Origin of the sequence: Cerasicoccus frondis (assembly GCA_031296915.1) — a bacterium.
GTDB classification, from domain to species: domain Bacteria; phylum Verrucomicrobiota; class Verrucomicrobiia; order Opitutales; family Cerasicoccaceae; genus Cerasicoccus; species Cerasicoccus frondis.
In genome coordinates this window covers 48,763-63,087 of the sequence record JAVDPC010000004.1, presented here as the reverse complement: position 1 = coordinate 63,087, position 14,325 = coordinate 48,763, and the positions used below count along the sequence as shown (strand labels likewise).

Sequence of the window (14,325 nt, the reverse complement as noted above, 5' to 3'; positions counted from 1 at the left end):
TCTATTTTAAAGGGATTTTGGCGGTTAATTCCCACGCGGATGGAAACCGCGGTTCTATCCATTGAACTATGGGGACCGTTGGTTATGAGATGTTTATGGATTTTGGGGTCGTGGGTTTAGAGAATAGTTCTACTCGAATTTCCACTCGTCCCAAAATTATTCGAAGTAGTCTGTAGTAGTCTGATTCCACTGAGGCAAGCACTGATGCTCTCTCGGTGGTTGTCTGAATTTACAAAGTCAAAACCTGTAAGAGATCTTTTTATCAGTGGAGAGATAAAAGGCAGACGCGAGCGCTTTGCTAATGGGAAACGCCGAAAGTGAACTTATGAGCGTGAGTCTTGGTCTCAATAAAATCTTGCATGACGGGATAACATTGATGGAGTGCATGAACTGTGACCCAAAGCACCATCATGACTCGTACGGAAAAAGACACCATGGGGACGATCGAAGTCCCGGCTGATAAATTATGGGGAGCGCAAACCCAGCGCTCGATCCAGAATTTCCCGATTGGCCCGGCGGGCTCCATGCCCAAGGAGATCATCCATGCATTTGGTTATTTGAAGAAGGCCGCAGCGCTCGCGAATGCCCAGTTGGGCGTGATGCCCGAAGATAAGGCTCAACAAATTGCGAAAGCCTGCGACGAAATCATTTCGGGAGAGCTGGATGACCATTTCCCCCTGGTTGTTTGGCAGACGGGTTCCGGAACGCAGTCGAATATGAATTGCAACGAAGTCATTGCCAATCGCTGCCATGTGAATGAAGGCAAGGTGCTTGGTGAAGGTGAGCGCTCGATTCACCCCAATGACGACGTCAATAAGTCCCAATCTTCCAACGATACGTTTCCTACGGCGATGCATATCGCCGGATATAAAGTTATCGTGGAGCAGACGATTCCGAAGGTTCAGCGCTTGCGGGATGTCCTGCAGGAAAAGTCCGTGGCGATGATGTCGGTGGTCAAGATTGGCCGGACTCATTGGATGGACGCCACACCGCTGACGCTGGGGCAGGAGTTTTCGGGCTATGTGTCACAGTTGGACCATGGTCTGAAGAGCCTAAAGAATGCACTGCCGCATCTGCAGGAACTCGCGTTGGGTGGCACCGCCGTGGGCACGGGGTTGAATGCGCCCAAGGGCTACGCAGACGTTGTTGCCAAGAAAATTGCTGAACTCACGCAGCATCCTTTCGTGTCGGCGGAAAACAAATTTGAGTCCTTGGCGGCGCATGATGCGATGGTTGAAGCGCATGGCGCGCTCAAGCTGCTCGCCGTCAGCCTGATGAAGATTGCCAACGATATTCGCCTGCTCGCGTCTGGGCCGAGGTCTGGCATCGGAGAACTCATCATACCTGCGAATGAGCCGGGTTCGTCGATTATGCCGGGCAAGGTCAATCCCACACAGGTGGAGGCGCTCACGATGGTGTGTGCTCAAGTAATGGGCAATGACACGACGGTGACGATTGCCGGCTCCAATGGTCACTTTGAGTTAAATGTTTTCAAGCCAGTGATGATCAATGCGCTGTTGCAGTCTGCTACTTTGCTGGGCGACGCCTGTGCGGCCTTCACGGATCATTGTGCGGTTGGCATTGAGCCGAATCAGGCGCGTATTGATGAGCATTTGCGGAATTCCCTGATGCTCGTGACTGCGCTCAACCCACACATCGGCTATGACAACGCCGCTAAAATCGCGAAAAAAGCCCATGCGGAGAACACGTCGCTGAAAGAGGCCGCAGTCGAGCTTGGGATTTTAACGGAAGCGCAATTCGACGAGTGGGTGGTCCCGGCGAAGATGACAGGGCTGTAAGCATGCTTTCAGGAACGGCAGGGATGGAACAGATTTCTATGGCTCTGGATTTGAGAGATATGGATACTTTGCTGGCTTCCGCTGCGATCGGAGAACGGGTCGCTTCAGTCGCGGAAAATGGTTCATTTTGGATGATCCACGACCATGACCCCGTTGAGCTCTATGAATTGCTGGACGATCTCGGGTTTAGCATGCAGGCTTATTTCTATGATCTGGGAGAATACCGGATCTTTGCAGGTCGGCATTAAATCCTGTTCAACGCGGGTGCAGGTTACATTCTGGCCATGCATGCTGACAAAACGCGCCAAATGTTTTATGTTGGCGTGAATATTGCCATTATCGCATTTTCGAAAATTTAAACTATGAGCGAACAGACAGTCAGAGTTTTTCAAGATGTCTCCAGCAACCAGGCTGGCGGCGATCGCATTGAATTGGTGGATCACCAGATTTATGATCGGGATAAATACTCTGACAGTTGTGGCGTAGGCTTCATCACGACCAAGAGCGGGGAACAGACCCACGACCTGATGCTCAAGGGGCATGAGGCGCTTTGTGTGATCCCGCACCGTGGCGGCATGAGCTCGGAAGGGATTGGTGATGGCGCTGGCATCAACATCGATTTATCGCCCCGCTTCTTTGCGAAAGTCCTTGGCCGTGATTCGCTCGAAAAAGGCGCATTCGGGGTGGGCAATTTTTTCTTCCCGCATGATTCGGCCTACCATGCTGCGACTAAGCAGCTGATTGAGGCGGTTATGAAAAAAGTCGGGTTGCCGATTTTGCAATGGCGTTACGTCCCGGTGAACGCCGACAAGCTTAATCCGGCGGCAGCAGCGGCGCAGCAGGAAATCAAGCAAATGGTCTTTGGCCGACCTGATGCGCTTGATGGCCAAGATGCATTTGACCACGTCATCAACGACGCGCTGATTGCGATTGAAGCGTCGGGCTTTAATCAGGAGGGCATGGATGGTTTTTACCCGCTCTCGATGAGCGCGCGCACCATGGTTTACAAGGGGCGCTTGAACTCTGGTGAAGTGGTGCCTTATTTTGCGGATCTGACTGATCCGGATCACGCCATCAGCGTGTTTGTTTTTCATACGCGATTCTCGACAAACACTTCACCGGCGACCTTCATGGCTCAGCCGTTCCGTTGGATGGCGCATAATGGCGAGCTGAACACGGACAAGAAAAACCGCCTCAGCGAGGACGCGATTGCCAAGCAAAAGAACAAGCGCGTCATTTTTCCCAATGGACAATCCGACTCGGCGCGCCTCGACCAGACGCTTGCGCGACGCATTATTGAGGACAAGCAGGACATCGTCACCGCAGTCGTCGCGATGATGCCGCCCGCATGGGAGAACGATGCGACTTTGTCGCCCGAGGTCCGGGCGATGTTTGATTATTTCAGCCTCTACGAGGAGAAAAATGACGGCCCGGCGGCGCTGGTGTTCAGTGATGGCGTGAAGGTCGGAGCTGCGCTGGACCGCATGGGTTTGCGTCCACTCAGAACGGTCGAAACGCATGAATATTTGGCCGTGACTTCCGAAGCTGGTCAGATCGATTTCCCCCCCGAGCAGGTGATTCGCCGCGGCCGTATTGAAGCTGGTGGCATCCTCTACGTGGACCACGCGACCAAGGAGGTGTTCATCACCAAGCAGGTGCACGAGAAGCTAGCAGCCGAGGAGGATTACACTGCCTTGGTGAAGGCGCGCTCGGTGGAGTTAACCGAACTGCCGACGTTAGAACTTTCTTCGCTCGACGAGGCGCATGAGCTGTCGATCGAGCAGCGGCATGTGGCGTATTCGATGAACCAGGAAAGCTTCCGCTTTTTGCTGGATCCGATGATCGTGACCGGTGGCGAGAAGATCAGCGCCATGGGCTACGGCGTCGCGCCCAATACGATGACCAAGGTTGAGGGCGGCATGTCGAAATATTTCAGTCAGCGCTTTGCCCAGGTGACGAATCCGCCGCTGGATTCGATTCGTGAAAAAGATGGTATGACGCTGCGCGTGTCCATCGGCGCGAAGCCTAATTTTTCAGAGGATGACACCAAGCAAATCATCCTGAACTCGCCGGTCTTGCAACGACACCACTTGGAGCAAATCCGTCAGCAGGATCAGGTCATGATTTCCGAAGCGGCCAACCTTTTTGAGCCGAGTCTCGACGCCGCTGTGAACGAGCAAAACCTCGAGCTTGCGATACAGGCGCTCTGCGATGAGGTAGAAAAATTAGCGCGGAAAAAGCCCGGGATCATCATCATCAGTGATGCTGGCATCAGCCTCAAGCGTGCGGCAATTCCTGCCATGCTGGCGATCGCGGCCGTCAACCAACGGCTCATCGAATGCGGGCTTCGCTTCAATGTGTCTATCATCATGGAGACGGGCCAGGCTGCCAGCTCCCATGACATCGCCTCGCTGTTGGGCTTTGGCGCGCATGCCATATGCCCGCTCACTGTGCACAACCGGGCGCTTTCCCTGCACGATGGCAAGAACCTCGGTGAAGGCTTGAACAACTATCAGTCGGCCGTTGCGAAGTCTCTGCTCAAAACGATGGGCAAATTCGGCTTGTGCACGGTGGAGAGCTACATTGGCGGCGAGTTCTTTGAGTCCAATTTTATCGATACGTCGGACCCCCGGTTGAAGCCACATTTCCCGAATCTGAATGCTCCGGTTGGTGGGGCCGGTTTTGCGGATATCGCCGCGAGTGCGGCAGAGTGGCACTTCAAGGCGCTGAATATCCATCAGGAGTCGGACATCCCGCACCTGGGCTTGTTTAAGGAGCGTCGTGATGGAGCAGGGCACACCTTTGGCGCAACTGCGGTGCAGGAATACATCAACATGACTCATGAAGAAATGCTCTTCATGGCCGATGAAGAACTGCGCCATATCTTCGACCAATACGGCATTAGTGAAATCGGCAACGGCGAAGCGTTGGAAGCGATCTTAACGCTTTATCACGAAATCAGCGGCATGGTTGATCACCATGAAGACGTTACCAAAATGATCGAGCAAACCTTCACTTTTTATGAGCTTGATCAGCATCCTGCCGCGATGGAGCAGGTGAAGGCCGTGCTCAAAAAACGGGTGAAGCAATCTCAGGCCCAGATAATCGATGACTTATTTGGCGGGCAGCATGACGAAGAACCGGCGCAGATCAAAGATGCGCTGAACCAGCTCGTCAACGACACGGCTGACATTAGCAACGTGGGTTACAAGTTGTTTGGCTATGAGCGTCGCACGCCGGAGCAAATTGACCGCTTCCAGATGACGCGCGCTTACAAGAACTTCGTGAAGAATGTCGCCGCGGCCCGCGCGGAGCGGCCGGCAGCCCTGCGCGATATCATGTATTTCCCGGCGGATATTCGCGAGGCGCAGACCGTTGAAGATTTTAGCAAGGTGCTCGGCCAGCAGAACATCCTCGGCAACGCTCATTTGGCGACGCACGGCTTGGAAGTGTTGCCGGAGGGAGATGCATTTGTTGCGACGCTTTATCCCAAGAGCAATTTGCTGCGCTTGAGCAGCCTGCAACGGCACTGGGAAACGCGTTTCCCCGGAGCAGTGATCGAGCGCGAAACGGATCGTCTGGTGGTGAAAACGGCGCCGCCCTTGATGGAGAAATACCTCACTAAGCTCCGTCGCGCAACTGATCCACTGGAGCTCGACGCCATTCAGCCCGCCCACGAGATTACGCCTCGCCTGACTGCTGGCGCGATGAGTCACGGCGCCTTGGTTGGCATTGCCCATGAAGCCGTATCCCAGGGGGCAAACATTGCTGGCGCGATGAGCAATTCCGGCGAAGGGGGTGAGAAGGCGACTCGGTTTAACACCGTCAAGAGCAGCACGATTAAGCAAATCGCGTCGGGCCGCTTTGGCGTTTGGGCCGGATACTTCGCAGACCCGAATCTGCAGGAGATCGAAATTAAAATCGCGCAGGGCGCCAAGCCAGGTGAAGGCGGTCAGTTGCCTTCGCACAAGGTTAACGTGGAGATTGCCTCGTCACGTGGCGGCACGCCTTACGTCGAGCTGGTGAGCCCGCCACCGCACCATGACACTTACTCGATTGAAGACCTTGCTCAGTTGATTCATGACGCGCACGCCGCGCGGGTCAGGGTCATCGTCAAGCTGGTGTCCTCAGAGGGCATTGGCACGATCGCGGTCGGTGTGGCGAAGGCTGGGGCTGACGTAATCAATGTCGCTGGTTCGACCGGGGGCACGGGAGCCGCCGCAGTTACCAGCTTGAAGAATACAGGCCGCGCGGCAGAGCTTGGCATTGCCGAAGTTCACAAGGCGCTTTGCCAGAACGGCATTCGAGATAAAGTCATTCTACGCGCCAGCAGCGCGCATCAGACTGGCTCCGACGTGGTGAAGTCGGCTATTCTTGGCGCGGATTCCTTTGAGTTCGGCACGACTGCCTTGATGATGCTCAAGTGCGTCATGGCGAAGAACTGCAATGTGAAGTGCCCGGCGGGCCTGACGACCAACCCCGAAGTGTTCGAAGGGGACGCGCGGGCCCTGGCTCAGTTCTTCTTAAACATCGCCCATGATGTGCGTCGCATTTTGGCGCGGCTCGGTTGCGCGAGCTTGGCAGAGGTGCGTGGCAAGACGAGCCTGCTTCATTTGATTGAGCATCCATCCATTGTGGGCAAACTCGACTTCCGGGACTTCCTGAGTGAGACGCCGGAGGTAAAAGTCGCGCAACCCATCTACTTGGAGGCGGATTTCAGTGTCGACGATTCGATGCTGACCGCCGTGCGCGATGAACAGATTTTCGGCTCGAAGCCATCAGTCATCTTTGAAGGTGATCGCTATAAATTGAAGAACAGCGATAAGACCGTCGGTGGGCAATTAGCCATCGATATTGAGCGTATTTTGGCCTACGACGTGACGCGCGAACAAGCCGAAGCTTCGGACGTGATCGAAATCGATGTAAACGGTCGCCGCACGTTGAAGCCGGAAAGCATCACCATCCGCACGACCAGCTCAGCCGGGCAATCCTATGCCTGCTGGATGAACGAGGGCATGCTCATGGAGCATACGGGCGTTTGCAATGACGGTGTGGCCAAGGGCGCTTGTGGCGGCGTTGCGGTGATTAAATCGCCGGGCGGCGGCAGTTTCCGCCCGGGAGAGAATGTCTTGATCGGCAACTTTGCGCTGTTTGGCGCCACGGGTGGGCAGGTCTATGTCAATGGGGAAGCAGGCGACCGCTTCGCCGTTCGTAACTCGGGTGCGTTGTCCGTCGTTGAGGGCGTTGGCGACTTCTGCTGCGAATACATGACTAGCGGCGCCGTATTGAACCTTGGCACGTTTGGCATGGGTTTTTGTAACGGTATGAGCGGTGGCAACGCCTACCAATATGATCCTGACGACATGCTGAAGCTTTTGCACAGCGCGGACTCGGTGATTGTGAAATCGCTGGCCGATGAGACGGAAGAGGTTGCCGCGCACGAAGCCATCATCAAGGCAATGTTGACGGAGCATGTCCGCCGCACCGGCTCGGTGATCGGTCAAAAGCTTCTGGATCAGTGGGCCTACGAAAAGCAGTTCTTCAAGTATGCGGTGCCTCGTGCGCTCTATCGCACGCAGACAGCGGAGGGAATCCTCAGTTCGATGGACGCTAAGGCGATGATCGAAGAGCTTTCCTTTGCGATCGCAGGCGATCAGCTGAAGATACTCGCGCAGGCTTATAAGGGCGGGCAACCGGTATTCGAAGGCCTAAGCCCAGAGTATGGCGAGGTCGATAGCGATGGGATGTTCCGTTTGCTCAACGCCTATTCCCACCTGACCAAAGCGCTCGCGATGGCGCGCGATAACCTGACTCGCCAGGGGTTGGCGGGCGAGGGACCACGGGTGGACGATTTGGCGCGTCACTTCATAGTGAGTGCTGATCGCAAGCTTCTGGAAACCATCGCCAAAGACATTCGGGGAGCGCTGAGCATCTTCAGCAAGGAAGAGCTGGCGTCGAAGATCGCGCACAAGCGCATCAATGACTACAAGGCAGCAATGCGCGCCCGTGATGTGCAGGTTAAACACTCACCCGGAACCACCGCGTGGATTGCGCAGCAGGAACGCGCGAACGAAGAGGCGTCCATGCACTTGAAGCGTTTTGAAGAAAGCTTGGCCGAACTCTCGCTGAAAGCGATGATTTGACACGCCAAAGCAGCGCGGTGAGCCCGCGCTGCTTTGTGATGCAAAGTAAAGGCACCTTTAATAAACGTCGCGTACGTAGCGCTTGGCCTTCTTCAGTTCATTCACGTATTTCACGGCTTCATCGGCTGAGAGGTCGCCGTGTTCGGCGATGACATCGTGCAATGCCTGGTCAACGTCTTTAGCCATACGGTAGGCGTCACCGCAGACAAAGAAGTAGCCGCCTTCTTCCAGCCACTGGTAAAGCTCGGCGCCGTGTTCACGCATGCGGTCCTGCACGTAAATTTTTTCTTTCTGGTCGCGCGAGAATGCCAAGTCCAGCCGGGTTAGCACGCCGCGGTTTTGCAGGTCTGTGAGTTCTGCTTCATAGAAGAAGTCGCTGGCGCGATTACGATCGCCAAAAAACAGCCAATTCTTGCCCTTGGCTCCACGGACGTCGCGTTCTTCCAGGAAAGCGCGGAATGGCGCAATGCCCGTGCCTGGTCCGACCATGATCATCGGCGCTTCGTCACTCGGTGGCACGCCGAAGTTCTTGTTGGGGGCGGCATAAATCAGCACGTCAGTATCCTCATCCACGCGGTCCGCCAAAAAGGTCGAGGCAACGCCTTTCTTGGCGCGGCCATGCGTCTCATAGCGTACGCTGGCGACCGTCAAATGCACTTCGCCCGGGTGCTTATTGATGCTGGAAGAAATTGAGTAAAGACGTGGCTGAATGCGCTTGAGGAGGGTGACGAATTCCTTGGCGTCAAAGGCCGCTTTCGGATACATCAGGAGCAAATCCAGCGTATCGACGCCCCACATGAAGGACTTGAGCTCGTCGGGCTTATTGGCGTGAATTAATTGGTTGAGTTGCGGATCGCCAGAGCGCTCGGCTACGGCGGCAATCAGTTCCTTGCTCGGCAGTTTGATTTCAAAATCATCCCGAAGCGCATCGCCCAAGGAGATGTCTGCTCCGCTAGCGCCGGGAACGATGTCCTCTGGCTTGCAGCCAAGCGCCGCGATGATTGCTCCAACCAGCTCGGGGCAATTGGTGGGAATGACCCCCAATGCATCGCCGACCTCATAGGTGATTTCCGAATCGCCCAGCGAAATTTCGTAGTGGCAGGTCTCTTTGGTGGAGGCATTCTTGGTCAGGACTTGCTTCTTGAGAAGGCGGGCGGGGAAGGGTGATTTCTTGCTCCATCTGGGCGCGGTGGGGGCGCTGGCAACGGCAGCGGGATCAACAGCGCCTACGCCGCCATTCACCTTGGCCATGGCGGGCAACGCTTGTTCCAGCCATTCGGCGAATGGCTCTTCATAATCCAGATCGCAGTCGACGCGCTCTGTGAGCTTCTTTGCGCCAAGTTCTTCGAGCCTGCGCTCCCAGTCTTTGGCGGCTTGGCAAAACAGATCGTAGCTGGTGTCTCCGAGGCCAAGCACGGCGAAATTCACCTTTTCGAGGCTGAAGCTTTCCGCGTTGATGGATTCCCATAGCGCCTGAGCATTGTCGGGCATTTCGCCTTCGCCATAGGTGCTCGTGATGATCAGTAGTCGTTCGCAATCCTGAAGGGACTCGACGGCAATTTCATCCATGCCTTTGACCTGGGCTTTGAGCCCGTGCGCGGCGGCGCTTTGCGCTGCTTCGCTGGCCAGCGTTTCGGCATTGCCGGTTTGGGTGCCATACAGGATCGTGAGTAAATTCGACGAAGACTCTGCGGCTCCGGTTGCTGTTTGCGATGCCAGCAAGCGTGAATTCAGGCCTGCAAAGAAACCACCGAGCCATTTTCGCTGGTCGTCACTGAATGGAGCATTCTCTGGAATGTATGGCGCTTTCATGGTGTAGTGTGTAGTCTTAATAGATGCGTTTCTTGGTGATTATTCGCGCGCCGACTTGCCACGTAAAGTAGGACCAAACCCAATGATGGAAGACCGTCAAACGATTTTTCATGCCAACCAAAAACAAGAGGTGGACCATTAACCATAAGACCCAGGCAAAGACGCCGTTGATCGTGCGTTTCCCAAACTGCGCCACAGCGCTGGATCGCCCGATTGTCGCCATGCTGCCTTTGTCATGATAGGCAAAGGGTTGTAAGGTCTGGCCGTCCAGTTGACGCTTGATCTGCATTGCTGCGTGGGCGCCCATTTGCAGTGCTGCTGGCGCTACACCGGGCACGGGCCTACCGCCATCAGGAGTAAAGGAGGCCAAATCGCCAACGACGTAAACGCTCGCATGCTCCGGAATCGCGAGGTTCGAATTCACAATAATGCGGCCTGCCCGATCGCGCTCTACATCGTTGAGCGTGCGCGCGGCTTTACCGCTTTCCACGCCGGCGGCCCACAATACCGCAGATGACTCAATGGTTTCCTTGCTGGTGGTCACCGTTCCTTCCTCGATGTTGGTCACCATCGTGTCCAAGTGCACGCTGACCCCCATTTTCTGGAGCACTTCCAGGGTGTATTGCGACTGCTTGGGATCGAAAGCGGGGAGCAATCGTGGCCCAGCCTCGATCAGGTGAACTTTGGCTTTGGCTGGATCAATGCGGTGGAATTCGCGCGCCAAGACAAAGCGCGAGAGCTCGGAGATCGCTCCCGCCAGCTCCACGCCCGTGGGCCCGCCGCCGACGACGACGAAATTTAGCGCAGCCTCAGCCGCGCTGGAATCCGCAGCTTTTTCGGCATTCTCGTAAGCAAGGAGCACACGACGGCGAATTTCAGTGGCTTCATCGAGAGTCTTCAAGCCCGGTGCGTGCTTGGCCCAGTCAGCGTTGCCGAAATAGCTGGTTTGAACGCCCAAGGCCACGATGAGGTAGTCGTAATCCAGTGCGGAACTCTTCAGGCAAACGCGCTTTTCGCTCAACTCGATGCTCTGGACTTCATCCATGATGACCATCAAGTTTTTCTGCTTCTCAAGTATGTGACGTAGCGGTTGTGCGATGTCGGCGGCCGAGAGTCCGGCGGTCGCCACCTGGTAGAGCAACGGCTGGAACAGGTGATGATTTTCGCGATCAATCAAGGTCACCATTGCCTGGCAATCGGCAAGCGCTTTGGCTGCCGAAAGCCCGGCAAAGCCACCACCGAGAATGACGATGTGCGGCCGTTTGGCATCGGATCTATCTGTGGCGATTGTGTTCAGTCTGGTAGTTGTAAATTGCGGCATGTTTAGCAGTATTCGCTCCAGTCCATGGGTGGCAGATCGAACTCAAAGAGAACGATGTCGTCCCAGCCGAGCACCGAGAGGGTGTGGCAATCGTGGCCCTCTTCCAGCGCGAAGCCCTGGATCGCCTTCAGGTTTAGTTGGAAGCCGGTGTCTGCGCTTTGGCAGGTGAGTTCTCCTTTGGTTTCATCGATGTGATGCGCAATAAACGACTTCTGCAGAGTGAGTCCTCGGATTGAGAAACGGCAGGTCATCGCCTGATTCATCTTGGAGAAGTCGACGATTAATTTGATCAGGGCCCAGATCGGCAACGGGAGTTTCTTGGCCAGTGGGCTAAGCGCGGGAAAGGCAATGGTCGTTGGCTCTGGTTCACTCAGATCGATTTCGTCCAACGGCACAGTAATCTTCGACAAGGTGTTTGCCCAGATGATTGGATCAATAAAATGGGGAGCGCCAATCATCAGAAAGCGTGTTCTCGATGGGTCAAAAAATTTCACATTCCCTGGGGATCCACAACAAGTGCAAACCTCCAGCTTTGCCCATGCTTCGCGGAATTTCAGCGATGACGCATCCAACTCAAGGCCAGCAAGGCTCTCGCCATCTTGGTGCGCCATGGCGATATCGACGCCACTCAAGGGAATCGCCATGCTGGCGAACTGATGCTCCGCATGAACAAAGGCGGACGGGAGGCTCCCCATGCTCTCAAAGATCTTGCCCAAATCTCCGGTGACGGGAATTTGGCCGTCCGGCATGGTTTCAAAATTAAATGCCAGGCTCTTGCCTGTGCAGTGAGCGGATGGCGCCGCACCTCGAATGTTGTATTCGTCCGATATTAACATGTTGGAGTCATCAGTAGTTCTTGTTCCTGTTTGCCGTAGACCCAAACACTAATAGCGTTGCAGTCAACGATATTGAGACTCTATATCGATAAAAGCGGCGAGCGGTGGTCAAATTCGCACGTATGGCCATTGCGCCGAGTTTGAGTGAAGCCGCGCTTTGGGCGCTTAGACTGAATGTCCGTTGGCCTGAGAGGGGTGCTTCCAAGCAACTGCGGGCTGGGGGGGCAAGGTCCAGAAAAGGCTGAAAGCGTGGGGCAGGTGTCGGTATATGACACTAATTCGGCAACCAAAACACTAATCAAAACCGTGGTGTATGCATTATGATGGGCGTATGGAATTCAGTCGCTGGCGCATGCGTTTTTCTAATCTCCACGCCGGTAATTGACGCGTCCATCCGATATCCGACAACCAACAGCATTACATCGCCAGTCAGTGAATAGCACCCTCAACGAATCCCTGCAAAACCCCGCACGCCACGAACAAAATGGTCGGCTGGAGAGCGAGCCCGGGCTCGCCGCGCCGCGCCAGCTGACAATCCGTCTCGATCAGGAAACGCATCCGCGGAGTCAGATGTTCAAGCAGTGCATCGGCTCATGCCATGCTTACGTGACGTTGCGTCAGGATTGGCGGGAGTATTCGGCGGAGGTGCAGCGCGCAGTCGGCTTTAAGCAATGTCGGTTCCACGGAGTGTTCAACGATTGGATGGGCGTTTGCAGCCGTGATGAAGACGGCGTCATTGTCACTAATTTCATCAACGTGGACAAGGCTTACCAGGGCATTCTTGACTTGGGGATGAAGCCCTTTGTTGAACTCGGCTTCATGCCATCGGCTTTGGCCAGTGGGGACCAGACGTGCTTTAATTACCAAGCCAACGTGACGCCCCCGCGCGACTACCAGGAGTGGGGCGATTTCATCCGCTGCTTTGTCGAGCACCTCATCGAGCAGTTTGGTCGCAGTGAAGTGCTTACCTGGCGCTTCGAAGTCTGGAATGAGCCCGACCTCAGCTACTTTTGGCAGGACGCCGACATGCAGGAATACTTCAAACTCTACGAGGTGACGGCGCGCACGATCAAGGCCATCGATCCGGGCATCCGTGTGGGCGGGCCAGCCACTTCCAAGAATGCCTGGGTCCGCGAAATGCTCGAATTCTGCGAGCAGGCTGAGGCTCCGTTGGACTTTATCAGCACGCATCATTACTGCTCAGACACCGCGCTGGAGATTGGCCATGCCTCGGATGAGATCATCTACTTCGGGCAGAAGAAGATGCTCCAGGACGTTTCCCAGGTGCGTCAGTTGATCGACGATTCCGCCTTCCCCGAAGCCGAGCTTCACTACACGGAGTGGAACATCTCGCCCGTTCACAATGATCGTTTTGGCAAGGACAGTGAGTTCACGATGACGTTTATTCTGCAAACGCTCAAAGACCTTGGCGGCATTCCCGACAGCTACTCCTACTGGACGATCAACGACATCTTTGAAGAGAGCGGGCCGGGGCAGGGGCCCTTCAGCGGCAAGTATGGCCTGGTGAATATCAACGGCGTGCCGAAGCCTGCGTTTCATGCCTATGCCTTCCTCAATCAGTTGTTCGAGCACGAGCTCCGCACGCCGCATGAGTCGAGCGTGGCGACGACCGACGGTGAGCACTACCGCATCCTGGCGTGGAACCACAGTGAGCCGGTTGAAAGCGACTTCAATGGGGGGGAGTGGACCGTTGTCGACGGCAGTGTGAGCGACGTGATTACGCTTGCTGAGGCATCGGGGCGTTTCCGTGTTCGCGCCTGGCAGGTGGACCGCAAACGCGGCAACAGTTTCCGCGCCTGGCAGGCTCTGGGAGAGCCGGATTATTTGAACCAGGCGCAGGTAGCGTCATTACGCGAGAGTGCGACTCCGGTGTTGGTCCGCGACGAAATCATCACCGTGACCAAAGGCTTGGTCATCACACATGAGCTGCCGGAAAACGCCCTGATCTACTACGAGATCGAGGCTTGTTAAAAGGGCCGCCCAACGCTCGCCCCAACTCCACTTGAAGGGGGAGGGGGGGGGGGGGGGGGGGAATTGGTTTTTGGCCAGTTATCAAAGAACGCACATCCCGCCCACTCGCCGGGAAGAGGCGTAGGTCGGGGCGGCATCCCGTTGTGTCGGATGCCTTAACGTCCATGCGGCGAAGGGCAGGCTGGCATAATTCCGGGCGTCTCTTGTCGGCTAGAGATAACCTGAAGTTGCCGGGTTGAGCAAGTGCTGGACCCGGCAACTTCAGGTTATCTCTAGAGCCGAATTAAAACCTCGGGGCGTCAACGCGCTAGCCAGCTGTCACCTGGCAGGCGTTGAATGAGCCCCATCATACGGTTCAAGAGCCGCGCGAAAACGAATGCGTTCGCGCGTCATGGACTGGACTGTCCGCTCGCTATGGCGGA

Annotated in this window: 7 protein-coding genes; 4 read left to right on the top strand and 3 right to left on the bottom strand. The window is 55.6% G+C overall.

The window, feature by feature from the left end; translation table 11 throughout:
• Positions 1 to 407: 407 nt before the first annotated feature.
• From fumC to RBB63_RS04090, 3 genes are all read left to right on the top strand, one after another.
• Complete coding sequence (fumC, locus tag RBB63_RS04100; RefSeq protein WP_343219117.1) at positions 408 to 1,799, top strand: class II fumarate hydratase; 1,392 nt, start codon at positions 408 to 410, stop codon at positions 1,797 to 1,799.
• 23 nt (positions 1,800 to 1,822) lie between these two features.
• Positions 1,823 to 2,047 (top strand): DUF2249 domain-containing protein, encoded by a 225-nt coding sequence (locus RBB63_RS04095; RefSeq protein WP_309381365.1) that lies wholly within the window; start codon positions 1,823 to 1,825, stop codon positions 2,045 to 2,047.
• A 114-nt stretch (positions 2,048 to 2,161) separates the two neighbouring features.
• Positions 2,162 to 7,942 (top strand): glutamate synthase-related protein, encoded by a 5,781-nt coding sequence (locus tag RBB63_RS04090; RefSeq protein ID WP_309381363.1) that lies wholly within the window; start codon positions 2,162 to 2,164, stop codon positions 7,940 to 7,942.
• A gap of 57 nt (positions 7,943 to 7,999) precedes the next feature.
• On the opposite strand, the gene RBB63_RS04085 is transcribed toward RBB63_RS04090, so the two are convergent.
• From RBB63_RS04085 to RBB63_RS04075, 3 genes are read right to left on the bottom strand one after another with little or no spacing between them, the layout of a single operon-like run.
• Positions 8,000 to 9,754, bottom strand: coding sequence for a sulfite reductase subunit alpha (locus RBB63_RS04085; protein ID WP_309381361.1), 1,755 nt, complete (start codon positions 9,752 to 9,754; stop codon positions 8,000 to 8,002).
• A 16-nt stretch (positions 9,755 to 9,770) separates the two neighbouring features.
• Positions 9,771 to 11,075 carry an NAD(P)/FAD-dependent oxidoreductase gene (locus RBB63_RS04080; protein ID WP_309381359.1) on the bottom strand — a complete coding sequence of 435 codons (1,305 nt, stop codon included), beginning with the start codon at positions 11,073 to 11,075 and terminating at the stop codon, positions 9,771 to 9,773.
• Between the two features lie 2 nt (positions 11,076 to 11,077).
• Complete coding sequence (locus RBB63_RS04075) at positions 11,078 to 11,911, bottom strand: hypothetical protein (protein WP_309381357.1); 834 nt, start codon at positions 11,909 to 11,911, stop codon at positions 11,078 to 11,080.
• 432 nt (positions 11,912 to 12,343) lie between these two features.
• Here RBB63_RS04075 and RBB63_RS04070 point away from each other — a divergent pair, with 432 nt between their 5' ends.
• Complete coding sequence (locus tag RBB63_RS04070) at positions 12,344 to 13,903, top strand: GH39 family glycosyl hydrolase (RefSeq protein ID WP_309381355.1); 1,560 nt, start codon at positions 12,344 to 12,346, stop codon at positions 13,901 to 13,903.
• The last annotated feature ends 422 nt before the right edge of the window (positions 13,904 to 14,325 follow it).